The 24,005-nt window shown below is 69.0% G+C and carries 23 protein-coding genes; 5 read left to right on the plus strand and 18 right to left on the minus strand.

The genetic code is table 11. From position 1 onward, the window contains the following. The 11 genes from QK444_RS09565 to QK444_RS09615 form a co-directional block, all read right to left on the minus strand. Positions 1–613: TetR/AcrR family transcriptional regulator (locus QK444_RS09565; RefSeq protein ID WP_282779059.1), on the minus strand; the 613-nt coding region annotated here is incomplete at its 3' end. Then, positions 610–1,311, minus strand: a complete 702-nt coding sequence (locus QK444_RS09570) for a TetR/AcrR family transcriptional regulator (protein WP_306357829.1) — start codon at positions 1,309–1,311, stop codon at positions 610–612. The genes QK444_RS09570 and QK444_RS09565, both read right to left, overlap by 4 nt. Then, positions 1,251–1,886 (minus strand): hypothetical protein, encoded by a 636-nt coding sequence (locus QK444_RS09575; protein WP_282779060.1) that lies wholly within the window; start codon positions 1,884–1,886, stop codon positions 1,251–1,253. The genes QK444_RS09570 and QK444_RS09575 overlap by 61 nt, the downstream gene beginning before the upstream one ends. Before the next feature lie 30 nt (positions 1,887–1,916). Next, positions 1,917–2,864 (minus strand): MlaD family protein, encoded by a 948-nt coding sequence (locus QK444_RS09580; RefSeq protein WP_282779062.1) that lies wholly within the window; start codon positions 2,862–2,864, stop codon positions 1,917–1,919. Continuing rightward, on the minus strand, positions 2,861–3,877 hold the full coding sequence (locus QK444_RS09585; protein WP_282779063.1) for an MlaD family protein: 1,017 nt from the start codon (positions 3,875–3,877) through the stop codon (positions 2,861–2,863). Before QK444_RS09585 ends, QK444_RS09580 begins: the two co-directional genes overlap by 4 nt. After that, the gene (locus tag QK444_RS09590; RefSeq protein ID WP_282779064.1) at positions 3,874–4,794 is read right to left on the minus strand and encodes an MCE family protein; all 921 of its coding nucleotides are present in this window, start codon (positions 4,792–4,794) and stop codon (positions 3,874–3,876) included. Before QK444_RS09590 ends, QK444_RS09585 begins: the two co-directional genes overlap by 4 nt. After that, positions 4,795–5,808 carry an MlaD family protein gene (locus QK444_RS09595; RefSeq protein ID WP_282779065.1) on the minus strand — a complete coding sequence of 338 codons (1,014 nt, stop codon included), beginning with the start codon at positions 5,806–5,808 and terminating at the stop codon, positions 4,795–4,797. Continuing rightward, positions 5,805–6,812 carry an MCE family protein gene (locus QK444_RS09600; RefSeq protein ID WP_282779067.1) on the minus strand — a complete coding sequence of 336 codons (1,008 nt, stop codon included), beginning with the start codon at positions 6,810–6,812 and terminating at the stop codon, positions 5,805–5,807. Before QK444_RS09600 ends, QK444_RS09595 begins: the two co-directional genes overlap by 4 nt. Next, positions 6,809–7,837 carry an MCE family protein gene (locus tag QK444_RS09605; protein ID WP_282779069.1) on the minus strand — a complete coding sequence of 343 codons (1,029 nt, stop codon included), beginning with the start codon at positions 7,835–7,837 and terminating at the stop codon, positions 6,809–6,811. Before QK444_RS09605 ends, QK444_RS09600 begins: the two co-directional genes overlap by 4 nt. A 2-nt stretch (positions 7,838–7,839) precedes the next feature. After that, positions 7,840–8,709: an ABC transporter permease gene (locus QK444_RS09610; protein ID WP_282779072.1), complete on the minus strand. Its 870-nt coding sequence runs from the start codon at positions 8,707–8,709 to the stop codon at positions 7,840–7,842. Position 8,710: 1 nt separating this feature from the next. Then, a complete protein-coding gene (locus tag QK444_RS09615; RefSeq protein WP_029932341.1) occupies positions 8,711–9,541 on the minus strand; it encodes an ABC transporter permease in 831 nt (276 codons plus the stop codon). A gap of 207 nt (positions 9,542–9,748) precedes the next feature. On the opposite strand from QK444_RS09615, the gene QK444_RS09620 reads away from it, so the two are divergent. Then, positions 9,749–10,681: an alpha/beta hydrolase gene (locus QK444_RS09620; RefSeq protein ID WP_282779073.1), complete on the plus strand. Its 933-nt coding sequence runs from the start codon at positions 9,749–9,751 to the stop codon at positions 10,679–10,681. A gap of 191 nt (positions 10,682–10,872) precedes the next feature. On the opposite strand, the gene QK444_RS09625 is transcribed toward QK444_RS09620, so the two are convergent. From QK444_RS09625 to QK444_RS09640, 4 genes are read right to left on the minus strand one after another with little or no spacing between them, the layout of a single operon-like run. Next, entirely contained in the window at positions 10,873–12,048 is a 1,176-nt protein-coding gene (locus QK444_RS09625; protein ID WP_282779074.1) for an FAD-dependent oxidoreductase, read from the minus strand. Then, a complete protein-coding gene (locus QK444_RS09630) occupies positions 12,045–12,230 on the minus strand; it encodes a rubredoxin (protein ID WP_029932338.1) in 186 nt (61 codons plus the stop codon). The genes QK444_RS09625 and QK444_RS09630 overlap by 4 nt, the downstream gene beginning before the upstream one ends. Continuing rightward, complete coding sequence (locus tag QK444_RS09635) at positions 12,223–12,411, minus strand: rubredoxin (RefSeq protein ID WP_282779076.1); 189 nt, start codon at positions 12,409–12,411, stop codon at positions 12,223–12,225. The genes QK444_RS09630 and QK444_RS09635 overlap by 8 nt, the downstream gene beginning before the upstream one ends. Then, positions 12,411–13,631, minus strand: coding sequence for an alkane 1-monooxygenase (locus QK444_RS09640; protein ID WP_282779078.1), 1,221 nt, complete (start codon positions 13,629–13,631; stop codon positions 12,411–12,413). The genes QK444_RS09635 and QK444_RS09640 overlap by 1 nt, the downstream gene beginning before the upstream one ends. 106 nt (positions 13,632–13,737) lie before the next feature. Between QK444_RS09640 and QK444_RS09645 the strand changes: the two genes are divergently transcribed. Together QK444_RS09645 and QK444_RS09650 are read left to right on the plus strand one after the other, a co-directional pair. Then, entirely contained in the window at positions 13,738–14,334 is a 597-nt protein-coding gene (locus tag QK444_RS09645) for a TetR family transcriptional regulator (RefSeq protein WP_282779080.1), read from the plus strand. Positions 14,335–14,538: 204 nt separating this feature from the next. Next, entirely contained in the window at positions 14,539–16,932 is a 2,394-nt protein-coding gene (locus tag QK444_RS09650; RefSeq protein ID WP_282779082.1) for an MFS transporter, read from the plus strand. Positions 16,933–17,263: 331 nt separating this feature from the next. On the opposite strand, the gene QK444_RS09655 is transcribed toward QK444_RS09650, so the two are convergent. Together QK444_RS09655 and QK444_RS09660 are read right to left on the minus strand one after the other, a co-directional pair. Further along, complete coding sequence (locus QK444_RS09655) at positions 17,264–18,397, minus strand: nitric oxide synthase oxygenase (protein ID WP_282779090.1); 1,134 nt, start codon at positions 18,395–18,397, stop codon at positions 17,264–17,266. Positions 18,398–18,620: 223 nt separating this feature from the next. After that, on the minus strand, positions 18,621–20,021 hold the full coding sequence (locus QK444_RS09660) for an AarF/UbiB family protein (protein ID WP_282779084.1): 1,401 nt from the start codon (positions 20,019–20,021) through the stop codon (positions 18,621–18,623). A 239-nt stretch (positions 20,022–20,260) separates the two neighbouring features. Here QK444_RS09660 and QK444_RS09665 point away from each other — a divergent pair, with 239 nt between their 5' ends. Continuing rightward, the gene (locus QK444_RS09665; protein ID WP_282779085.1) at positions 20,261–21,811 is read left to right on the plus strand and encodes an acyl-CoA carboxylase subunit beta; all 1,551 of its coding nucleotides are present in this window, start codon (positions 20,261–20,263) and stop codon (positions 21,809–21,811) included. Positions 21,812–21,877: 66 nt separating this feature from the next. Here the strand turns inward: QK444_RS09665 and QK444_RS09670 are convergent, their stop codons facing one another. Further along, the gene (locus QK444_RS09670) at positions 21,878–23,278 is read right to left on the minus strand and encodes a lipase family protein (RefSeq protein ID WP_282779086.1); all 1,401 of its coding nucleotides are present in this window, start codon (positions 23,276–23,278) and stop codon (positions 21,878–21,880) included. Between the two features lie 220 nt (positions 23,279–23,498). On the opposite strand from QK444_RS09670, the gene QK444_RS09675 reads away from it, so the two are divergent. Continuing rightward, positions 23,499–23,900, plus strand: a complete 402-nt coding sequence (locus tag QK444_RS09675; protein WP_282779087.1) for a hypothetical protein — start codon at positions 23,499–23,501, stop codon at positions 23,898–23,900. Positions 23,901–24,005: the final 105 nt, after the last annotated feature.

Below are 24,005 nucleotides of genomic sequence, written 5' to 3' on the forward strand. Positions count from 1 at the left end.
CTCCCAATGCCGTGGCGAGGAAGTCGGTGAGCTGGGTGCGTACCCGGTCGCGGGTCAGGCCGTGCCGTTCCCCCTGCACCGCGGTCAGCAGCGCCGACATGAGCACCGACACCAGCACCTCACCGCCGACGCGGGTGTCCAGTCGGTCGTCCAGATAGCCGTGGGCGATGCCGTATTCCATCTCCCGCACTGCGGTGTCGCCGTCGGTCTGGGCATTGCGCATGATCCGGTCGAGCACCCGGTCGTCGATCGAACTCGCTTCCAGCAGTAGGAAGTTCACCAGCCCGGGTTCGCTCGCCACCAGGTCGTAGCAGCGGTCGACGATGCGGCCGTAGCGGGCACGGAATTCGTCGAGGGTGGCGGGCGTCGGCTCGTCACCCATCAGGCGCTCCCGGATCACCGCGAAGCAGTGGTCGATGACCGCGTCCAGGATGTCGCGCTTGTTGGCGAAGTAGTTGTAGAAGGTGCCGTGGCTGACGCCCGCCAGACTCGCGACATCGTCCACGCCGATGGCGCGGTAACCCCGGCTGGTGACCAGCGCGTAGGCCGCGTTCACCAGTTCGGCGCGGCGGCGGGCGGAGTGGGCGACGGGGTCGGGCCGGTCCGCGCTCATCCGTCGACCGCCCGGACCCGCAGCGCCTTCTCCACCATGATCAGCACCATATCCGTGCTCTGCTTGCGCACGCGCGGCGTTCCGGTGCCGAGGAGTTCGCGTACCACATCCGGCAGAATGAGCATGACGATGGTGTGCGAGAGCACGTCGGCGTCGATATCGGGACGCAGCCAGCCCCCGTCCATGCCGCGCTGGAGTTCCCCGGCCACCCAGGCCGCCACCATCGCCTCCAATCCCAGCAGCCGCCGCGCCAGTTCGGGATCGACGGCACTGGCTTCGACCAGCAGCAGCCGCAGCAGTTCCGGCTCCCGCTCGATGAGGTCGTGCAGCCGGTCCGCGCCCGCACGCACGCCGTCGATGAGTTCGACGGCGCTGCCCGCCACCCCGATGAAGGTCTGCGGCTGCCACGCCTCCATGAGCTTGTCGACGCCGAAATCGAGGACGTGGTCCAGGATCTCGCGTTTGCTGTGGAAGTAGCGGTACACCGTGCCCTGGGCGATCCCGGCCTGCGCGGCGATCGCGGACACGGTGGTCGCCTCGTATCCCCGGGCGGAGAACACCGCGTAGGCGGCTTCGACTATCTGCCGACGCCGCCGCAGTGGGAGTCCCGACTGCGGCGGTCGGCCGCGGCGCGGAACTATTTCGCGGTCCCGTCCTTGACCACGGTGTCCTTGGGTCCGTAGTCGACGACCTGCCAGGTGCCGTCGTACTCGGCCACGGTCACGGTGAGCAGGTTCGGTTTGGTCACCGGCTCGGGCTGCTGCACGTTCTGGGTGCGCTGGGTGGCGAAGACCGTGACCACGAACTGATCGTTGCCGGTGGCCTCCACCGAGGTGCCGAGTACGTTCCCGGTGGCGACCACCTGCGCCTCGGTCATGATGGTGGCGAGCGTGTCGTGCACGTCGTCGTAGCGCTGGGTCAGGCCCGCCGAGGCATCGCGGCGCACCGCGTCGAAGAAGGCGGGCAGCTCCCGGTAGTCGTAGGTGAGCGAGCGCAGGGTGTAGTCGCGGGCCACCTCGGCCGCCCGGGCGCGATCGGCCTGATCGTCGCGCAGGGCGTTCAGGTCCCCGGCGGCGTGCTGCCAGCTCACCCCGAAGGCGACGGCCAGCACGCCGAGTACGGCGGCGGCCACCCCGATCAGGTAGTGCGGGCGGCGGATGCCGTTGGCGGGCAGTGCGGTCGGCGGCTCCGACCGGGTTTCGGCCCGTCGCGCCGCGGCGCCGGTCTTCTCCAGTCGCACCGTCGGTTCGGGGGTCTTGTCGATATCACTCACGGTGTGTCCTCTGCTCTCGGTGTCGAGCGGTCAACGGGGACCGACGGTCACATGGGCGGCGCCGTCGCCCGGAAAGACGGTCGCCAGCAGGTCGATGATCGAACCGGCGTCCACGCGTACGGGTTTGATGGTGCTGGTCGCCGGTTTCAGAACCGTGGCGATATGGCCCAGATCCGGGCCCAGCAGGGCGATGTAGTCGTCGATGCGCTGCACCAGCGGCCCGATCGGGTCGGTGAACACGTGCTCGCCGACGTAGGAGAAGTCCTGGAAGGAACGAATGATGTGCAGCAGTTCGGGCAGCGCCGCCGTCACATCGCCGGCGGTGGCGCTGAGCGTGGGTGCGCGACCGTCGAAGTTGTCGCCCAGGGTCTGCACATTGGCGTAGAGCCGGGCGATGGCGTCGCGTTTGTCGCGCAGCATGCCCGCGGTGAGGGTGAGCGCCCGAGTCAGATTCGCCACGTCGGCGTCGCGGCCCTCGAATCCGGCGGCGACGGTGGTGGCCAGTCGCTCCAGCTTCAGCGGGTCGATCTGCGCGGTCAGCGCGTCCAACTTGGCCAGGGCGTCGCCGACGGTGGTGGCGATGCGCACCTGCCGGGCGGGCACGATGCTGCCGTCGCGCAGATAGGGGGCCGCGGTGCCGGTGGGCCGGAAGTCGAGGAACTGCTCTCCCGCCGCCGACAGGTTCGAGACACGCACCTCGCTGTCTACCGGAATCCGGTAGCGCGCATCGAATTCCAGCCGCACCGCCAGCCCCACGGAGGTGGCCTCGATGGAGCGGACGCGCCCGATGGGCATCCCGCGCAGCGTCACCTCGGAGGTCTTCATGAGACCGCCGGAGGTGTCCACCAGCACGGTGATGGCGTGCGAGTCGCGGCGCGGGTCCAGGTTCAGCACGCCGACGGCCATATAGCTGCCGCACACCAGCGTGAGCACCAGCAGCAGCACCAGCGACATCGGTCCGGAGAGTGAGAGTTTCACGGCACCATCCCCATCGAACGCAGCACCGTGACCAGCTCGTCGGCGTCGGCCTGGGCATCCACCCCGCGGAGGTGGACATCCGGTGCGTGCAGAAACGGAATCAGCTTGTCCCGCAACAGCGTGTGGAACGCCTCGAGGTTCGCGGGCACGGTGATGTCGGCGTAGGCGACGGTCAGCGCCGTCGGGGCCAGAATCGACACGATGCTGCGGAAGTCGCCCGCGAGCGGCAGCAGCAGCTCTCCCGCCTCGTCGGCCAGCACGCCCGCACCCGCGATCAGGCGCACCACATTGAACAGCACATCCGCCAGACCCGCGGCCCGATCGGGACCCAGGGTGAGGATCTGGTCCACCGCGGCCCTCCCGGACTCCAGCTTCCCGGTGATCTGCTGCGCCGCGGCCAGAATGCGGTCCAGTTCCGGGGTGTGCGAGGACAGATCGGTCAGCGCCGCCCGGCCGGCCCGGGTGATGCGGTCGATCTCGGCCGGATCGGTCGGGAAGGCGGCGTTCACGTCGGCGACCAGCTGTTGCATATCCGACCAGCGTCCGCCGGTCACGATATTGGACAGCGCCCGCAGGATGTCCTCCACATTGGTGGCGGGCACGGTCTGCCCCACCGGGATGACATCGCCGTCCTGGAGGAAGGCGACTTCACTGTCCCGCGGCGGTTCCAGGGCGATGTGGATATCGCCGAGGATGGTGCTCTGCCGCAGTTCCGCGGTGGTGGTCTTGGGCAGTCGCGCATCGGTTTTCAGCTCCACGGTGGCCACGGCGGTGGTGCCGACCAGGTCGATGCGGTCGAGCATGCCGATCTCCACGCCGTCGGCGATGACCTTGGCACGATCGGGCAGGTTGAGCACCGAACCGAATTCGATACGCACCGTGTAGGTGTCACCGCTCGGATAGGTGCCCGGAATGGGGATGTCGGTGGCGCGCACGCCACAGCCGCTCAGGGTGAGCACCAGGCCCGCCGCCAGTGCGGGCAGCAGCCTCCGGCGCAGCGTTCGACGGGTCATCGCGCACCCGCCTGCGGTAGTCGCGCCGCCAGCGGCGGCAGTTTCGACAGCAGGTCGCCGATATCGCCCTGGCTGTTGATCAGCTGTTTCACCTGTGGCAGGTACTGATCCAGCAGGGCGTACACCTGCTCGTCGTATTTGCCGACATTGCGGGCGATCACCGGCAGGAACTCCACCGCGAGGTCCACCGCCCCGGCGAACTCGGCGGAGAACTCGCCGAGGAGCTGAATGCCCTGGCGCAGATTGTCCAGCAGCAATGCCATATCGGGCCAGTTGCTCACGAACATGGTGGTGAGGGTGTCGAGGTTCTCCACCAGTCGCCGGAACACCACATCGCGCTGGCCGGGATCGCCGACCACCTGCGACAGCTCCCGCAGCAGCAGGTTCCACTGCTGGCCGGTATCGGCCAACGCGCTGTCGGCGGCGGTGAGGGTCTGGTCGATGAGGGTGTCCTCCGGTGAGCCGCCGCCGGTGAGGTCCCCGGCGATGCGGCCCATGGCGTCGAGGGCCTCGCTGATGCCCACCGGAGTCTTGGTGCGCTCCAGTGGGATACAGGATGCGGTGTCGAACTCCGGCCCGCCGGTGTGCGGCTTGGTCAGTTCCACGTGCCGGTCGGTCACGATGGAGCTGGACATGGTGACCGCCTGGATATCGGCGGGCAACCGCACGTCCCCGTCCACGGTCATGGTGACGCGCATGTGGTCACCGCGCGATTCGATGGTGGACACCGTGCCGACCTCGACGCCGAGCATGGTCACGCTGTTGCCCTCGTACAGGCCCACGGTGTCGGTGAAGTCGGCGCAGACCCGCCGTGTCGAATCGGCGCGCACCGAGTTCACCCATGTCACCCCGGCCACGCCGGTCGCCACCGCCACGGCGGCGGCCCCGGCCACGAGTGCTGTTCTACCCCAGTTCATTCAGCACGCCTTGCCTTCGTAGGGAACGCACACCCGCACACCGTTCTCCGGCCGGTCGACAGCGACCTGGACGCCCAGCATGGCCGAGAGTTTGTCGACGACCTCCCGGATGCCGGCGACCACGGTGTCGATGCGGCTCGGATCGGCCATCACCTTGGAGAAGATCTGCTCGATCTCGGTGATGGGCGGTTCCAGCGTGTCGCCGTAGGCCATGAGCGGCCGGTGCAGGATGAGAAAGAGTCGCTTGATCAGACCGAAGACCCGTACGATCTGCTCTTTTCGATCGCCGAGCTGGTCGGCCACCGTGCCCAGCTGCTGCACGAAACCCGCCAGCATGGCCTTGTCGGCGGCGATGGCGGCGATGTACTCGTCCGATACCTGGAGGGCGGTGTCGAGCTGGCGGGACCGGTCGGCGAGTATGTCGGTCAGCTCGGCCGCATTGCCGATCACACCGCGCAGCGCGTCCGGCTGGCTGGTCAGCGCGGTGTTCAGCTCGGCCATGGTGGCGCGCAGAGTCTGCGCGTCGATCTTGCCCATGACGGGCGTCGCGTGGTCGAGGATATCGCTGAGTTCGAACGGGACGGTGGTGCGCTCCGGCGGAATGTGCTTGTCCCCCAATGCTTTCTCGCCGGTCGGCGTGAGCGAGAGGTAGTGCCCGCCGATGGGGGTCAGCATCTTCACCTCGACGCTGGCCAGCTCGCCCACGTGCACCGCGCGGTCCACCCCGAACCGCACCTCGACGTGGTCGCCGACCAACGACACCGACCGCACCTCACCGACATTGATCCCGGCGACGCGCACCTCGTCCCCGGGGCGCGCGCCACCGGACACCCGGAAGTCGGCGGTGTAGGTCCGCTCGCCGATCGGTATCACATACAGCGCGCCCGCGATCAGCAGCAGTACCGCGCACACCACGACTCCCGCCGCGCCCCAGCGCAATTGACTCGGCTGATCGCCGCGCCCGGTCACCAGTTCGCGGAGCGCACCCGCGACCATGTCCACATAGCGTTTCACTCGCACACCACCAGGTTCTGACTGCCGAGCACCACACCGCCGATATCGGGCACCACCGCTTCCCCGCTGGAACAGGTGATGCGGGGGCGGTAACCCTCGCCGGGCACCGCGTTGTTCAGCCCGGACACCAGGCCCGGAGTGAGCGCCAGCAGTTGGGTGAGTATCTCGGTCTGCGGTACCAGCCGACGGAGCAGTCCGTCGATCGGCCCGTAGGCCACGTCGTAGGCGTCCCGGCCCTCCTCCAGGATCGGAATGAGCGGGGTCAGCACGCGGTCCCCCTTCTCGATGGCGGCGATGACGCCCTGCATCCGATCGGTGAACTGCCGCAGGATCTCCGAGAGCTGGTCGACCAGCGCCCCCACCGCATCGGATTTGCCGCCGATCTCCTGCGACACCACCCCGAGGTTCTGGATGAGCAGCACGATCACCGCCTCGCTGTCGCGGGCGTGCGCGGTGATCCGGTCCAGATCGGCGAGTACCGGGCCGATACCGGAGCCGTCGCCCTGGATCACCCGCAGCAGATTGGTGCCGAACTGGTTGAGCTGCTCGGGCTCCAGGGTGTCGAACAGCGGTTTGAAACCGTTGAACAGCTTGGACACATCGAAGCTGGGAATGGTGCGTTCCACCGGAATCACACCGCCCGCGGGCAGTTTCACGGCGCTCGGACGCTCGGTGAGCAGTTCCACGTACCGCTGGCCGATGAGGTTCTGATAGCGCACGGCGGCCTGGGTGGTGTCGTAGACGGGCCGGGTGCGGTCGACGGTGAAACGTACCCGGGCCCGATCCCGGTCGAGGTCCACCGATTCCACCTTCCCGACCGCGACGCCGGACATGCGCACCGAGTCACCCTCGTACAGGCCCGAGACATCGGTGAAGACCGCCTGGTAGACGACCTTGTCGCCGGGGACGGGGGTGCGCAGCGCGGTCACGATGAATCCCGTGCAGGCGGCGACGATCACTCCGAAGACCGCGAGTTTCGCGGCAGCCGAACCGATTCCGTTCATCGCGCACCCCCTGCCAGCGAATCGGCCAGGTACGGCATGGTCTCCACGATCAGCTCCAACTGCATCTGCACCTTTCCGTCCACCACCGGGAACGCACCGTCCACCGCGGCGAGCAGGGCGGGAATCCGGTGATAGGCGGGGGCGACGGTGCCCAGCGACACGCTGATCGGCACCGCCAGGTCCAGTACCGCCCCGAGAATCCGTTCCAGATCGGGGTTGTTGCGGTCGAGCAGTTCCGCGATGCCGACGAGCACCTGGGTGTACGCACCGTCGGTGGCCTGGTTGGTGCGTTCGCGGTTGGTCTCGTCGCCGAAATAGGCGCTCTGCTCCAGGATCTGGAGGACGGCCCGACCCACCGGCGGGGTGAGGTCGGCGAACGCCTCGGTCATGTCCGCGCCGATGGCGAGGTAGTGGGCCAGCGGCGCGCGCTGACCGTCGGCCATCATGCGCGCGGTCTCGAAGAACGAGCTCAGCGTGGGGCCGATGGCGTCGGCATTGTCCAGCAGCAGATCGAAAAGCCTGCGCACGCTGTCGGAGTCGAGTACCGCGGTGAGCCGGGCGGCGCGGCGGAAGACCCCCGCGACCGTGGCGTTGGCGGCGTTCTCCCCGATGGACAGGGTCGCGCCCTCGCGCAACGGGCCGCCGTCGCCGGTGGTCACCAATTCGATGGCGCTGGACCCGAACACGTTCGACGAGGTGAAGCGGGCGGTCACATCGTCGGTGAGCGCCCGCGCCTGAGCGCGATCGAGTTCCACCTCGATGCGCTGCTTCCCGTAGCCGACCGTCTCCACCGTGCGCACGGTGCCGATGGCCAGCCCGCGGAACTTCACCTCCGCCCCGGGGGCCAGCCCCTCGCCGAGGGTGGCCGCGTCGATGGTGAGTTCGAATCGGTCGGCGAAACCGCCCTTGGCGTAGGTGGTGACGACCGTGGCCGCCACCGCGATGACGACCGCCACCACGAGTCCGCGCAGGCGCAGCGCCCAGCGTCCGGCGCTGCGGCCGGAATGGTCTACGAATACCGGCATGACTACCCCGAAATCCTGATGCCGACATCCAGGCCCCAGAACGCGATCGTCATGATCATGTCCAGGATCACCACGCCGACCAGGCTGGCGCGGATGGCGCGGCCGGAGGCCCGGCCCACCCCCTCCGGGCCGCCGCTGGCGTAGAAGCCCTGATAGCCGTGGATGAGAATGATGACCACTACGAAAACCGTTGCCTTGACCAGTGATGCGAGCACGTCACCGGGTTGCAGGAAGGCGTCGAAGTAGTGGTAGTAGGTGCCCGAGCTCTGCCCGTGCAGCACATTCACCACCGTCGCGCAGGACAGATACGACAGGATGAGGGTGAGCAGGTGCAGCGGCACGATGGTGACGACCCCGGCGATCACACGGGTGGTCACCACGAAGGACATGGGCCGGATGCCGATGGCCTCCAGCGCGTCGATCTCCTCGGAGATGCGCATGGCCCCGATCTCGGCCGTCATCCGGCAGCCCGCCTGGGCGGCGAACCCGATCGCCACCACCATGGGCACCATCTCCCGGGTATTGGCGTAGGCGGAGACGAATCCGGTGAGCGGACCCATGCCGACCATGTTCAGCGCGGTGAAGCCCTCCACCCCGATGGAACCGCCGACCGCGATGCCGAGGAAGACCAGCACCGCCACGGTGCCGCCGCCGACGATGATCGCCCCGGAGCCCCAGGTGATATCGGAGAGGATGAGCAAGGTCTGCCGCCGGTACACCCGCAGCGTGTGCGGGATGGCGGTCAACACCTGATAGACGAAAGTCGCCTGGTGTCCGAGGGATTCGAACAGCGAATTCGGTCCGTCGACGGATTTGCGGGCCGCGCGGCCGACCGCGCCGAGCGGTTGGTAGCGAGCTGGTGCCTGGGTCATCTCACCCCACCTGCTGCGGTAGGAACATCGACACCAGCTGGGTGATCACCAGATTCACGCCGAAGGCGGCGATCACGCCGATCACCACGGCGGCGTTCACGGCATTGGCGACGCCCTTGGGTCCGTGGGTGGCCTCGAGTCCGCGCTGACAGGACACGATGAGCACGATGATGCCGAAGATGACCGCCTTCACGATGGCCACCGCCAGATCGCTCATCTTGGCGAAGGCCGCGAAGGCGGACAGGTAGCTGCCGGGAGTGACGCCCTGGAAGCCGACCGCGATGACATAGCCGGTGAAGACGCCCATGAAGATGATGAGCATGCACAGCAGCGGCGTGAGCGTGATCATGGCCGCCAGCCGCGGCGCGACCAGTCGGCGCACCGGGTCGATTCCCATGGTGCGCAGGGCATCCACCTCATCGCGAATGGTGCGCGCCCCGAGATCCGAGGCGATAGCCGATCCGGCCGCGCCGCCGAGCAGCAGCGCGGTCACCATGGGCGCGCCCTGCCGGATCACCCCCAAACCGCCCGCGGCCCCCGACACCGAGGTCGCGCCCACCTGCTGGGTGAGGCTGCCGACCTGCACCGCGACAATGACGCCGAACGGAATCGCCACCAGCACAGCGGGAATCGCCGTCACGCTGACGATGAACCAGCCCTGCTGTACGGTATCTCGCCACGGATGCCGCAGCCGGACGATATCGATGAACAGCCACCGGAAGGCCGCCACCGCGAGTTGCAGTGTCCGACCGAACGTCCGCAACCCCGAGAGTACGAATTCGAGCACCTCCCGAACCAACGGTTCCGGTGCACGAAAAGCCCTGTCGACCAATGTTTACCACCCCACAGCCCCACTGCTTGGTCGATATCGCTCGGCCCCACAGCCGATGGCGTGACCCTATAACAGTTTGGTGACTGACGTGTCAGTCGTCACGAAGTTTGGCGGAATACATCACTGCCAGTTTTCGTGACGGCCACCACAGTAACCGCGCGGCTACCGACCGGGAGGTTCGACGCGGTCGAGACGTATGGTCGATCGATGGAGCCGAGTTTCCTCAGCCGCGTGGTCCTGCCCGGATTCCTGCGCGTCACCCGCCGCAACCGCCCCTTCCGCACCGCCGAGGGCGCTCGCCGCCACATTCGCGAACGCACCCTGCGGCCCCGGCCGTACGGTCCGCCGCGCCGGTTGCGGTCGGACGTGGTGGTGACCGTGGACCGCGATCCCGGCTGGCCGGTCTACACGCTGACGCCGCGATCGGGTGCCGCGCGCGGTTGCGTGGTGTATGCCCACGGCGGCGGCTGGGTGAACGAGATCGCGTCCCAGCACTGGGCGCTGGCCGCCGATATCGCGGCGCGCGCCGGAACCGCCGTCGTGCTGCCCATCTATCCGCTCATCCCCTACGGCACCGCCGGGCAGGTCGTCCCCGCCATCGCGAAACTGGTGCGGGACAAGGGCTCCGAGTACGGCGAGGTATGCCTGGCCGGGGATTCCGCGGGCGGCCAGATCGCCCTGTCCACCGCCCTGCTGCTGCGCGACGAGCACGACGTGGTGCTGCCGCGCACGGTATTGATCTCCCCCGCCCTGGAGCTGTCACTGAGCAATCCGGAGATCGACGCGGTGCTGCCGCGCGATCCGTGGCTGGGCCGCCACGGCTCGCGCGTGCTCACCGAGCTCTGGCGCGGCGATCTGCCCTTCACCGACCCCCGCGTCAGCCCGCTGGCGGGCGAGATGTCCGGCCTCGGCCCGCTCACCGTCTTCTGCGGCACCCACGACATCCTGGTGCCCGATACCCGACTGCTGGTGGCGAAGGCCCGTGCGGCCGGTGTCGAGGTCGACTACCACGAACAGCCCGGCCTGGTGCACGTCTACCCACTCACCCCGACCCCGGAGGGCCGGGCGGCGCGCGGGGTGATCGTCGATCGACTGCGAGCGGCGCTGACGCCGAAGCCGATCCGGCAAGCCGAATCCTGAGCGTGCCCCTTCCGCACCCACGCGGCGAGTATCCCCCGAGATGTCGTGAATCAGCGCCTGTTGATCCGGTACCTGCCGCGGAGAATCCGAGCACCGTCACCACGACGCACCCGCGCTGGTGACACACCCGCGCTGGCGAGTTCCGCACGCAGGCGAGTTCCGCACGCGATGCGCGGAACTCGCCAGCGCCCTCAGGGCGACGTACCCGTTCCAGATTCCAGCTCGGCCGCGAGTCGGGCTCGGGCCGAGCGGAATTCGGCGGCGCGGCCGATGGCGGCCACGCCCACCGGCCGGTCGGCGCACGTGGCCTGGATCAGGACGCTCGGGGGGTCGAAGCTGCCGTCGACGACGATCTCCTCGGCCCGGTCGAACCGGCCCGCGAATTGCAGGTTCACGCCGTACTGCGTCGACCAGCCCCAGGCCGCCTCGAGGGGCGGCGGATCGACGCCCAGCATGGCCTTCGCGGCCGCGGCCCCCTGCGACTGGGCGCTGTTCCAGTGCTCCTCGCGGCGGTGCGTGCCGAGCGCCGGGTCGAAGCGGGCGGCGGCGTCACCGGCGGCGAAGATGCCGGGCACGGAGGTGCGGTGGCGGTCGTCCACCAGGATGCCGTCGGCGACGGCCAGCCCGGCGGCTTCGGCCAGGCCGGTGTCCGGGGTCGCGCCGATGGCGATCAGGGCGGTGGGGGCCGACCAGGTGCGGCCGTCGGCGGCGGTGGCGAGCACCCCGGTGTCGGTGTCGTCGAGGCGGTCGAGCAGGACGTCGGTGTGGATCCGGACGCCGTGATCGGCGTGCAGCCGCCGGTAGTACTCGCCGACGGCGGCGGGGACCACCCGATCCAGGGGCGTGGGCCCGGCGTGCAGCACCGTGACGCGCACACCCAGCCCGGCGAGCGTGGCGGCCACCTCGCAGCCGATCAGTCCGGCACCGACGATCAGCAGCGAACCGCCGTCGAAAGCGGCCGCGCGCAAGGGGTTCACATCGGCCACACCGCGCAGCGTGTGCACAGTGCGCGCGGCACCGGGCAGGCGGCGGGGCCGCGCGCCGGTGGCCAGCAGCAGCCGGTCATAGCCGAGCATGGTGCCGTCGGACAGGCGCACCTTGGCGGCGTCCGGTTCGATGGCCTCGACGCTGGTGTCGGTGCGCAGGTCGATGTCGAGGGCGGCCCAGGTGTCCGCCGACTCCAGCAGCGTGCGGGGTTCGGCGGCGGTCGCGGCGAGTATCTCCTTGGAGACCATCGGCCGCCGGTACGGCAATCCGGACTCGGCCCCGACGAGCACGACCTCGCCCGAATAACCCTCGCGGCGCAGGGTTTTGGCCGCCGTGGCCCCGGCCACGCCCGCACCGGCGATCACGATGCGTCCGCTCATGCGCGGCTGACCTCGACCATCTCGAAATCGGCCTTGGCCGCCCCGCAGTCCGGGCAGGACCAGTCCTCGGGAATGTCGTCCCAGCGGGTGCCGGGTTCGATGCCGTCCTCGGGCCAGCCCAGCGCCTCGTCGTATTCGAAACCGCACTGGATGCAGCGGAAGAGTTTGTAGTCGTTATTCATGGGCGGGTCCTGTTGGGGTGGAGAGGGATTCGAAGTCGATCTTTTCGCGCACCCCGCAGTCCGGGCAGCACCAGTCGTCGGGCACCGCCGACCACGGGGTACCGGCCGGAAAACCCTCGCGGGGCGCGCCGGCGGCCTCGTCGTAGACGTACTCGCACACGGGACAGCGGTAGGCGGGCATCAGCTCGCTCCGTACCGCGCCAGCACGCGCTCGCGCTTGCCGGGCTGGATGTTCGCGCGGGTGATGTCACCGCCGTAGTGCGCGAGCACCCGATGGTCCATGACCCTGCGCCACAGCGGCGGGAAGTAGGCCAGGCCGATCATGCTCGCGTAACCGCTGGGCAGATTGGGCGCGCCGTCCATACTGCGCAGAATCTGGTAGCGCCGAGTCGGATTGGCATGATGATCGCTGTGCCGCTGCAGGTGGTACAGGAAGATATTGGTGACGATGTGGTCGGAGTTCCAGCTGTGCTCCGGCGTGCAGCGCTCGTAGCGGCCGGAGGCAGTCCGCTGCCGCAGCAGCCCGTAGTGCTCGAGGTAGTTCACCGTCTCCAGCAGTGAGGAACCGTAGACGGCCTGGATCACCAGGAACGGCAGCACCATCGGGCCGAAGACGGCCGCCAGCGCGCCCCACAGCACCACCGACATCAGCCAGGCGTTGAGCACGTCGTTGCGAATCGTCCACGGCGACTTGCCCAACCGGTGCAGCCGCGCCTTCTCCAGCTCCCACGACGACTTCAGGCTGCCCCACACGCTGCGCGGCAGGAACGCCCAGAACGATTCGGCGAAGCGGGCGCTGGCCGGATCCTCGGGAGTCGCCACCCGCACGTGGTGGCCGCGGTTGTGCTCGATGTAGAAGTGGCCGTAGCACGTCTGCGCCAGCGTGATCTTGGACAGCCAGCGCTCGAGTTCGTCCTTCTTGTGGCCGAGTTCGTGCGCGGTATTGATGCCGACACCACCCATCACGCCGATGCTCAGCGCCAGCCCGATCTTGGAGATCAGACCCAGCCCGCCGTCGATCCCCAGCCACGACAGGTTGTCGGCCGTCCACAGGTAGGCCGCGAACACCAGGCTCAGCAGCTGGAACGGAATGTAGGCGTAGACGCAGTAGCGGTAGTACCGGTCGGCCTCCAGCCGCGCCATCACCTCCTCGGGCGGGTTCTGCCCGTCGGGGCCGAAGAACCGGTCCAGCAGCGGCAGCAGCACGTAGACCAGCACCGGGCCGATCCACCACCACAGCGGGGATACGGCCTGCCAGCCCAGTTGATTGAACGCCCACACGAAGCCGGTGGCCAGGAAGATGGCGGTCGGCGCGACCAGGCCGAACAGCCAGAGGTAGCGCTTGCGATCGCGCCACTGCGGGGTCGCGTCCAGGGACTCGGGGTGTCGAGATGTCGTCATTGTCGATCTCCTATTTACACTTCATGACGAAGTGTATTCATTACATACACATCACATACATCTGTCAATGATCGAACGCTCGACCTGCTCATGTACGATCAGGCCCGTGACTGAAGCGGCGAACTTCCAGACCGAAATGCGCCAACTCCTGCGCGAGCGCGTGCTCGACACCGCGCGCCGCCTGGTCGTCACCGAGGGCTGGGGCGCGGTGAACATGTCGCGGGTGGCCAAGGAGGTCGGCGTCAGCCGCCCGGTCCTCTACAAGGAGATCGGCACCAAACAGGATCTGGCCGATGTGGTCATTCGCCAGGAGGTCGACGCCTTCCTCATCGGCATCGCGGACTGCCTGGCGGCGCATCCGGACGATCCGGTCGCGGGAGCCACCGCCGCCGTGGACTACACGCTGCGCACCGGAGCCGACAACACCCTGCTCAAGGCCGTGCTGTCCGGACGATCGGGCGCGGACACCACCCTGCTGCCAACGCTGATGACCGAAACCGAACCCGTCCTCGGCCGCGCGGTCGCGGCGGTGGCGCTGACCCTGCGCACCCGGTACGGCCTCCCCGATCTGTCCGACACCGAACTGGCCGACCGCACCGAAACCCTGGTGCGCCTCGCCCTCAGCCACCTGTTCCAGCCCACCGGCCCCACCGAGCGCGCGGTCGAACAGATCCGTCCGGTCATCGCACATCTCTTCGCCTAGAAGCGGCGGTTGTAACTCCGGATACGCCAGGGGTTAGTATTCGATCACGCCGACCCTGGATTTCCGTTGCCTCGTGCCGGAATCACGTGGGTCCCAGCACGGTTCGGGCAGGCACGTGCGCTGCCCGAACCCGTTTCACCGGCTCGACTCTCGTATCGCGAAGTTCCACCACGGATTGCCGACGATTTGAAACAGGGCCCTACGATGACGAATTCGACTCTCGCGACGGCGGCGGATCCCGACGGCGCGGCGGCGGCACCGCTGTCGCACCGCCGGATCCTCACGATCCTGTCCGGACTGCTGCTCGCGGTCTTCCTGGCCGCCCTCGACCAGAACATTGTCAGTGTCGCGATCGTGAAGATCGCCAATAGTCTGCACGGTTTCGAGGAACAGGCGTGGGCGACCACGGCGTACCTCATCACCGCGACCATCGCGACGCCGCTCTACGGCAAGCTCGCCGATATCTACGGCCGTAAACCCTGCTATCTCATCGCCATCGGGGTGTTCGTCATCGGTTCGGCGGCCTGCGCCTTCGCCACCTCCATGTACCAGCTCGCGGGATTCCGGGCCGTGCAGGGCATCGGCGCGGGCGGTCTGATGTCCTTGGCGCTCACCATAATCGGCGATATCGTGCCCGCCCGGGAACGGGTGCGCTACCAGGGCTACTTCATGATGGTGTTCGGCATCGCCACCGTGGTCGGGCCGGTGCTGGGCGGATTCTTCTCCGACTACGAACGACTCATCGGCCTGGACGGTTGGCGGTGGGTCTTCCTGGTGAACGTGCCCATCGGGGCGCTGGCACTGCTGGTGGTGGCCAAATGGCTGGACGTGCCCTTCGTCCGGCAGCGCCAGCGCATCGACTGGCCGGGCGGGCTCGCGCTCACCGCCGCCGTGGTGCCGCTGCTCATCGTGGCCGAGCAGGGCCGGGACTGGGGCTGGGATTCGCGGCGGGCGCTGCTCTGCTACGGCATCGCGGCGGTGGGCGCGCTGGCCTTCCTGCTCGTCGAGGCGCTCATGCGCGAAGCGGCGCTGATCCCGCTGCGGCTGTTCCGCAGCGGCACCTTCGGCATCGCCATCCTGGCCGGATTCATCGTGGGCATCGCCATGTTCGGCGGCATCACCATGGTGCCGCTGTATCTGCAAGTGGTGCGCGGCTATTCGCCCACCACGGCGGGCCTGCTCATGCTGCCGCTGGTGCTGGGCATCATGGTCGGCGCGCAGGGGGCCGGACTCGTCACCAAGTACACCGGGCGCTACAAGATGCTGCCCGTGCTGGGCACCTTCGTCATGGCCGTCGGCGCGGGACTGTTCGCCCGCGTGGAATTCGACAGCCCGATGTGGCAGATCATGGTCTACACCACCGTGATCGGCTTCGGACTCGGCGGCTGCATGCAGACCCTGATCATCGCGGCGCAGAACGCCTGTCCCCCGGCGGATATGGGCGTCTCCACGGCGGCGGCGACCTTCTTCCGCCAGATGGGCGGCACCCTCGGCGTCGCGGTATTCCTCACCATCCTGTTCAATCTGCTGCCCGAGCGGATCGTGCGCGCCTTCGGCGGGCAGCTGCCGCCCGGACTCGACGGCGCGGGCCTGGAACGCATTCAGAGCGACACCACCGCCATGGCGGCGCTGCCCGCGCAGCTGCGCGAGCCCATTCTCATCGGCTTCACCGAATCGGTGCAGGGCGTGTTCTGGGTGGCGACGGGGGTGTCGCTGCTGGCCTGCCTGGTGCTGATGTTCATGAAAGAGATTCCGCTGCTGGAGGATCGGCCCGCGCCAGCGGTCGCGACGCCCGCCGCCGGGACCGTCCTCGACGCCGACGAGCTGCCGCTCACCGGCCGCGTTCGCGACCGCGACGACAATCCGGTACCCGAGACCGTGCTCACCCTCATCGACCAGCACGGGCATCAGGTGTCGCGCAGCACCGGGAACGCGCACGGCGAGTACACCATCGGCGCACCCGAGCCCGGCGCGTACGTGCTCATCGTGGCCGCGGGCGGCCATCAGCCCAGTGCCGTGAGCGTCACCGTCGGCCATCGCCCGCAGCGCCTGGACCTGACGCTGCCGGGCGCGGGCGAACTCACCGGCGTGGTGCGCTCGGCGCTGCGCGGCGATCCCCTGGCCGGGGCCACCATCACCCTCACCGATCCGCGCGGCGATGTGGTCGGCACGGCCGTCACCGCCCCCGACGGGGGCTATGTGTGCCACGGCGTGGTGTCGGGCACCTACACCCTGGTCGCGGTCGCCGACCACATGCGCCCGCGCGCGACCACGCTCACCGTGCCCGACAGCGGACTCCTGCGCCACGACGTGGAACTGGCCCCCATGGCGGTGCTCACCGGATTCGCCTGGGCCGACGAGGGCCGCCCGGTACCCGACGCCCAGATCACCGTCCTGGACGCGGCGGGCGACGTCACCGCCACCACCCGCACCGACACGACCGGCCACTACACCGTGCCCGACCTCCCGTCCGGCGAGTACACGGTGGTAGCGCGCGGCTACCCGCCCATGACCGGTCGCGTCGCGGTGGACAGCGGCGAGGTCACCCACGACGTCCGACTCGGATACTTCAGCGACGACGTACCCAGCCCGGCCTGACCGACGGCGCTACACGCGCACCGGTCGTGGCCGGGCCTCCTGTGCGGCCGCCCCGCCACCGACCTGCTCGCCGCGCTCCCGGTCGCGCGTTGCAGGCTGACAGCGGGTTGCCGCGACAGCACGGGTTGTCCGGACCACGCGGGCAGAGTGCGAATTCGCCTGGGCGAGCGCCTATCCGATTCTCCGGCCGCGTCGAGTGCGACGGGCCGACTCCCGCCGCTGCGCCTGTCGCCCCGGCGGGCCGGTCGGTGCCGGCGTCCGGGCCTGGCGGTCCGGGCCGTGCCGGGCTGGGCCGGATCAGGCCAAGTCCGACCGGGACACGGCGATCCGATCAACCCCGCAGTAGGCGCCACAGCGACCGCCGTTTCGGCGGCGCGCTCACATCCATCGGAATATCTTGTGGTGCAGCCGGTCTCATCGCGTCGCGGTGTACGAACGCGGGTCGCAGCCGCGGATCGGGCGGGTCGTAGTAGCGGTGGAAGGTCGGGGTCAGGCTGGCGGACAGGGGTGGGTTGATCCAGCTCCAGTCGGCGGGGCAGGCGCGGCCGGCGGCGTTCTCGCGGTCGACGTGGTCGACGAACTGCCGGGCCACGGTGTGGTGGTCCACCAGGTGCACGCGGGATCGCTTGTAGCTGTGCAGGATCGCGCGGCTCAACTCCACCAGGGCTCGGTCCCGCCAGAGCGTGCGGTCGCTGCTGCGATCCAGGTCCATGCGGTCGGCGATCTCGGGCAGGGTGTCGTAGCGGTCGCTGTCGCCGAGATCGCGGCCGATCTCCGAGGACACGTACCAGCCGTTGAACGGCGCGCACACATAGTCGACGCCGCCGATCTCCAGATCCATGTTCGAGACGGCCGGAACCGCGTACCAGCGCAGCCCGAGTTCGGCGAACCAGGCGTACTCGGGATGGTGCAACGGCACCTCGAGCACCAGGTCGCGCGGCAGGTCGAAGCGGTGCACCGCGTCGTCGGGGGTGTGGATCAGCAAGGGCAGCAGGTCGAATCGCCCACCGGCCCCGCGCCAACCGAGTTCCTCGGCGAACGCCGTCAACTCCACGGTGGCGGGGTCGCCCACGATCTCGCCGCCGACCCAGTATCCGGCGTAGCGCACCAGTTGCGGATTGAGAATGCGGAAACCGCGCCCGCTCGGCCGCGCGGGCGGCCCGATGGTGATCACCGAGCGCACCGCCCCGCCGTTGGTGGCCCGCCGCAGATGCGCGAAACAGGCCTCGGCGATCTCGGCGGGCGTGCTGGCAGTGCGCGCGTCCAGCACCTCCAGCGCCCGCCAGTGCTTGCGGCCCACGCACCGATCGTGATTGCGCCAGGCCAGTTTCGCGCCGATGCTCAATTCCTCCGGGGTGTGCCGGTACACCCCGGTGCGCCGTAGTCCGGCCACAGCGTCCGCGCACCGTGAACCGGGCAGATGCGCCAGTTCGGGTTGGCCGAAGAATCGCTCGCAATCCCGCATACGCTCCTCGGTCGAGGGGCGGCGGCCCGATGGGGTCACCGCCGCGTCGCCGCGCTGTACGCCCGCGACCGCAGAGAGAATCGTCATGAAGTTGTCGCCTCCGTGGATACCGTCGCTGATCGCCCGAGAGCCCCGCGTGCATCCCCTTGCCCGCTGACCAATATCGCACGATCACGGGCCGGATTTGCTCGGAATCAGCGAGGAGGTCCGATTCGGCGGCGAATCAGTCGGTCGGCATCCCGGTACCGGCCTCGGCGGCCTTGGCGGCAACGTCATCCGGGAAGATGTTCCGGAACAGGTAGAGATCCTTGCCGAGCTTCCAGCCCGGCGCCAGGGCTACCGCATAGCGTTCGAAGTAGCCGAGCTGTTTGCCCATGAGAATGAGCTGCTGCGGACCGGAAGCCCCACGGCGCTTGCCGAATTCGAGCAGCCGCGCCGACACCACGCCCAGGTCGAGCTTGTCCAGGCTGCCCGACAGCACCGGGCCGAGCGCGACCGCCAGCTGACGGCCGATGGTGGCGTCGTCACCGCTGTCGTCGGAGACCAGGTCGAGGGCGCGCAGCGCGCGGGCCACCGGACGGAAGTCGTTGTCGATGGCGGAGGCGTAGAACAGCGCGCGCACGAAGTCGCGCCACTCGTTCTCCATCCGCCCGACGATGCCGAAGTCCAGCATGGCCACCCGGCCGTCGTCGAGCAGCCACAGATTGCCCGCGTGCACGTCGCCGTGGAACAGGCCGTGCACGGCCACGCTCTCCATCCACGCCTTCACCAGGCGGCGGATGAGCAGTTCCGGTTCGGGGTGGGCGGCGCGGATATCGTCGAAGCGGTCCAGCGGCAGCCCGCGCATCCGTTCCATGCACAGCACCCGGGGGGCGCAGTAGTCCCAGTACACCTCGGGAACGGCGACATTGGCGTTGTCGCCGAAGGCCGCCAGGTTGGCGCGGGCGCGGGTCTGGTTGTCGGCCTCGATGAGGAAGTTCAGCTCCGCCACGGTGGCCTCGTAGAGATCGCGCACCATGCCCGAGGCATTGGCCACCCGGGCGTTCTCCGACCGCTTCTCCATGGCCTGAGCCAAGCGCAGCGCGGCGCGCAGGTCCACGATCATGCGGCGGGCGATATCGGGGCGCTGCACCTTCACCACGGCCGGGCGGCCGTCGGCCAGCACACAGCCGTGCACCTGGGCCATGGAGGCCGCCGACAGCGGCTCGTCGTCGAACTCCAGGAACAGTTCCGATATCGGCTTGCCCAGCTCGGCGGCGATGATGGCCTTGGCCTGGGCGGCCGGGAAGGGCTTCATATCGTCGAGGCAGCGCAGGCAGGCGTCGGCGAATTCGCGCGGGAAGGTACCGGGCGAGGAGGCGATGAGCTGGCCGAGCTTAACGAACAGCGGGCCGAGGTGTTCGAAACCGTCCACCATGCCGTCGGCCACGGCGCGCTTGCGCGCGGCGGGCCGCAGCCCGTGCCGGACCACCCGCTTGAGAATCGAGCCGCTGAGCACGGTGCCGATGGTGACGGTGCGCTTGACCTCGGAGAACCGGAAGGTATCCAGGTTCGGGCGGATCACCTCGTACGGGTGCGCCGCCGCCTCGCCGACCACGTGATCACCTACCACTACCGCACTCACCGTCGTAGCCGCCCCTTGCTCTCGTTTCGATCCGGCGCTCGCCGCCGCTACTCGTGTTTCGCACCGAAGTGTACGACCGGATGGCCCCTGCCGACCGGTCGGCAGGCCGCAACAGCACGCGATCACTGGTTCGGCACGGGTGCGGCACTGTACCGTGGGCGGTCGGTAGCCGCGATCCGGCACGCCGACAGCGACCGGTTCAGGTCGCTGACCTGATGGTGGAAGGGCAAGACCGAGGTATGACGGGCACACAGGAGAAGCTCGCGGAACTGCGCAAGCTCCTGGAGATCGCCGAGGAACCGGCCGGTGAGGCCGCGATCGAAAAGCGTAGGAAGAAAGGCATTCCCAGCGCCCGAGAACGGGTGGGCATGCTCCTGGACCCCGGGACCTTCGTGGAACTGGGTGCGCTGGTTCGGCAGCCCGGCGTCGCGAACGCCACCTACGGTGACGGCGTGGTGACCGGCCGCGGCTATATCGACGGCCGGCCGGTGGTGGTGATCTCCCACGATCAGACCGTGTACGGCGGATCGGTGAGCGAGATGTTCGGCCGCAAGGTGCGCGCCGCCATGGACTTCGCCTACAACAACGCCTGCCCGGTGGTCTGCGTCAACGACTCCGGCGGCGCGCGCATCCAGGACGGCGTGGCCTCGCTGGCCTGGTACGCCATCATGTGCCGCCTCCAGGAGGATCTGTCCGGGTACGTGCCCATGGTGGCCGTCATGCTCGGCAAATGCGCCGCCGGTTCGGTGTACGGGCCGATCAATATGGACGTCCTGGTGGCCACCGAGGATTCGTACATGTTCGTCACCGGCCCGGAGGTCATCAAGGCCGTGACCGGCTCGTCGGTCACCGCCGAGGAGCTGGGCGGCGCGCGGGCCCTGGAGCAGAACGGCACCGTGCACCACGTCGCCAAGACCGAGGCCGACGCCTTCGCCTGGGTGCGCGACTACCTGAGCTACCTGCCGACCAGCTGCCTGGAGCAGCCGCCGATCGTGAATCCGGGCCTGGAGCCCGAAATCACCGATACCGACCGCGAGCTGGACCGGATCATCCCGGATTCGGACAAGGTCGGCTACGACATGCACGACATCCTGCTGCGCATCTTCGACGACGGTGAGTTCCACGAGATCAGCGCCAAGACCTCGGCCAATCTCATCACCGGTTTCGCCCGCGTGGACGGCCGCCCGGTCGGTGTGATCGCCAACCAGCCGCTGGTGCTGGGCGGCGCGCTGGACGCGGCCTGCTCGGACAAGGCGGCGCATTTCATCCGCCTGTGCGACGCCTTCGGACTGCCGCTGGTGTACGTGGTCGACACCCCGGGCGTGCTGCCCGGCGTGGACGAGGAGCGCAATCACGTCATCAAGCGCGGCGGCCGCATGTTCCGCGCCCTCATCGAGGCCACCGTGCCGATCGTGACCGTGGTGACCCGCAAGGCGTACGGCGGCGGCTACGCGGTGATGGGCTGCAAGCAGCTGGGCGCGGATATCAGCCTGGCCTGGCCGACCGCGCGGCTGGCGGTCATGGGCGCGGAGTCCATGGTGTCCATCGTCGGCCGCCGCCAGCTGGCCGCCGCCCCGGAGGACCAGCGCGAGACGATCAAGCAGCAGATGATCGATTTCTACAACGCCACCGTGGCGACGCCGTGGACGGCGGCGGAGCGGGGCTACATCGACGCGGTCATCGAACCGTCGACCACGCGCCTGGAGATCCGCAAGGCGCTGCGGCTGCTGCGCGACAAGGGCGCGGTGCGCAAGCCCAACCCGCGCAAGCACAATCTGTACCCGATGTGAGTCGAGATCGTCCCGGCCGTACGCGGCCGGGACCGGTCATGGGCCGGCCGCCTCGCCCCCACGGCGTCAACACTCGCTGACCGCGGGCATGCCGCGCAGCCGCTCGTCCAGCCACAGCACGGCCTCGGGATAGCCGGTCAGGGCGGCGACGATGTGCTCGCCGAAAACGCTGCGGTACACCACGTTCGCGCCCAGCGCGCACTGCTCGCGAACCAGATCGCGCGCGCCCCGCACCGGCACCCAGAACTCCTGCTCACCGTGGTAGACGAACAGCGGCACCGGTGATCCGCGGTCCTCCAGACGCGTGATGCGGTAGATGTCGCGGGCCAGGTCGCTGTGCAGCGGGTCGGGGATGTTCGCGGCGATATCCATGGGCAGCAGGAAGACGCCCGGGAGCGCGAAGACGTCCACGCACTGATTCTTCATGAACGAGGTCCCCACCCAGCGGGCGAGATTGTTCATGCGCGCGAGGATCTCGGGCCGCTCCCGCCCGACGGCGAAGGTCGCCCCGAGGAACACCCCGGATGCGAGATTGGCGTTCATGCTCCCGGCGAGGATCTCGTAGTCCACCGGTACGCCCCCGAGCGCCGCCCCGACCACCACCTCCGCCAGCTCCGGCGCGTACTCGCCCATGAGTTTGGCCGCGGCGTTGGTGGCGATGGCGCCGCCGGAGTATCCGATCATCCCGAACCGGCTGTCGCCGAACTCGTCCGACAGCCATCCCCGCACCGCGCGCATGGCGTCGAGTACCGCGTGCCCGGCCACATACGGCTCCGCGTACGCCATGCGCGGGCCCTCGTGGTCGGGAATCAGCACCGCGTACCCGCGGGCCATGGCCAACTGGGTGGTGGGCGGAATGAACTCCGACAGGTTCGTCTTGAAGCTGATCCCGTGCGTCAGTGTGTAACTCGGACTGCAATCGCGGCCGAGACCGTTGATCGGCACATTGTTCACCACGATCGGACGGTCGCCGTCCCCCGTCCACGCCGCCGCCGGGATCACCAGGGACGCCACGGCATAGGACGGCAGCCCGCGCGAATCGGTGGTGCGGTACTTGAGCTGAAGCACCTGCCGCACCGGGAGGAACAGCAGCGGCGCGGCCGTGGCGCTGACATCGCGCCAGGAGACGAGTGCACCGGGGGCGAGGTCGTCGAGCCGCTCGGGCCAGTGATCGATGAAATGATCGCCGATGGGGTCCGGCAACACCGCCGCGCGCAGCGCCGCCAGCTCCGGCGGCAGTCCGCCGCCGTCCACCAGCGGAGTCGACGGGGCGGGCGGCAGCACCGGGGCGGGGATGACCCGGTCGATCCACTCGTGCGGCCCGGGCAGCTGGACACCGGGCAGCGCGGGCGTCGAGGGGCCGAACACCGGCTCGGCCGCGGCCGGATACCCGCCGTGGATCTGACCGGTGAGGACGGCGCACCCGACCACCAAGGCCGCCACGATCATTCGCGCACTACGGCTCACACCTGACCCCTACGCGTACTCGCTCGCTCGACCCTCTCGGCCCCGACGGCCGGGCACTTGCAGGCTAGCGGCGGGACCGGGTGCGACACGGCGGAGCGGACCCCTCGAAGCCACATCGAGACCAGGCCGCAGCCGGCCCGCAATGCGGCTCACCGGGCGTTCCGCCGGGGGATGATCCGGTCGCGCGATTGCCCGGGGGATGCGCGGGTAACACCCCGATATGGTCAGGACAAGTCTCCGGGAACTGGTCGACCGCACCGGTCCGTTCGCCTCGGTGTACTTCGACAGCAGCCATGACAGCGAGGCGGCGGCCCGGGAGTTGACGGCGCGTTGTCGGTCGATGCGCGAAAGGCTCGACCGCGCAGGCGCTTCCGCCACCACCCTGGCAGCCCTGGACATCGCCTTCGCGGCCGGACCGCGCAGCGTCGGACGCTGCGGTCGCGCCCTCGTCGCCGACGCCGCCACCGTGCTCGTGGACGAACAGCTACCGGCACCGCCGGCGGCGCAGATCGTGCGGGTGTCCCCGCTGCCCTACCTGCTGCCACTGCTCGAACAGCGCGCGCCCAGGTACCGCACGTACTGGTCACGATGGATCGGGTGGGCGCGTACATCCGCGGGGTGAACGGGCACGGCGACGTCACCCACACCAGTTACGGCACCGGCCGTCCGCTGCGCACGCGGCACAGAAGCCCCGGTCATCGGGTCGGACCACGGCGAGCCGCGGACG

It is taken from the genome of Nocardia sp. CC201C (genome assembly GCF_030010695.1).
Lineage (GTDB): Bacteria > Actinomycetota > Actinomycetes > Mycobacteriales > Mycobacteriaceae > Nocardia > Nocardia otitidiscaviarum.

What these genes read in the sequence shown, in the direction of transcription:
- QK444_RS09585 (WP_282779063.1), bottom strand. Translation starts at nt 3,877, where the DNA reads ATGACCCGTCGAACGCTGCGCCGGAGGCTGCTGCCCGCACTGGCGGCG.
- QK444_RS09590 (WP_282779064.1), bottom strand. Translation starts at nt 4,794, where the DNA reads ATGAACTGGGGTAGAACAGCACTCGTGGCCGGGGCCGCCGCCGTGGCG.
- QK444_RS09600 (WP_282779067.1), bottom strand. Translation starts at nt 6,812, where the DNA reads ATGAACGGAATCGGTTCGGCTGCCGCGAAACTCGCGGTCTTCGGAGTG.
- QK444_RS09605 (WP_282779069.1), bottom strand. Translation starts at nt 7,837, where the DNA reads ATGCCGGTATTCGTAGACCATTCCGGCCGCAGCGCCGGACGCTGGGCG.
- QK444_RS09610 (WP_282779072.1), bottom strand. Translation starts at nt 8,709, where the DNA reads ATGACCCAGGCACCAGCTCGCTACCAACCGCTCGGCGCGGTCGGCCGC.
- QK444_RS09620 (WP_282779073.1), top strand. Translation starts at nt 9,749, where the DNA reads ATGGAGCCGAGTTTCCTCAGCCGCGTGGTCCTGCCCGGATTCCTGCGC.
- QK444_RS09625 (WP_282779074.1), bottom strand. Translation starts at nt 12,048, where the DNA reads ATGAGCGGACGCATCGTGATCGCCGGTGCGGGCGTGGCCGGGGCCACG.
- QK444_RS09630 (WP_029932338.1), bottom strand. Translation starts at nt 12,230, where the DNA reads ATGAATAACGACTACAAACTCTTCCGCTGCATCCAGTGCGGTTTCGAA.
- QK444_RS09635 (WP_282779076.1), bottom strand. Translation starts at nt 12,411, where the DNA reads ATGCCCGCCTACCGCTGTCCCGTGTGCGAGTACGTCTACGACGAGGCC.
- QK444_RS09640 (WP_282779078.1), bottom strand. Translation starts at nt 13,631, where the DNA reads ATGACGACATCTCGACACCCCGAGTCCCTGGACGCGACCCCGCAGTGG.
- QK444_RS09650 (WP_282779082.1), top strand. Translation starts at nt 14,539, where the DNA reads ATGACGAATTCGACTCTCGCGACGGCGGCGGATCCCGACGGCGCGGCG.
- QK444_RS09655 (WP_282779090.1), bottom strand. Translation starts at nt 18,397, where the DNA reads ATGCGGGATTGCGAGCGATTCTTCGGCCAACCCGAACTGGCGCATCTG.
- QK444_RS09665 (WP_282779085.1), top strand. Translation starts at nt 20,261, where the DNA reads ATGACGGGCACACAGGAGAAGCTCGCGGAACTGCGCAAGCTCCTGGAG.
- QK444_RS09675 (WP_282779087.1), top strand. Translation starts at nt 23,499, where the DNA reads ATGGTCAGGACAAGTCTCCGGGAACTGGTCGACCGCACCGGTCCGTTC.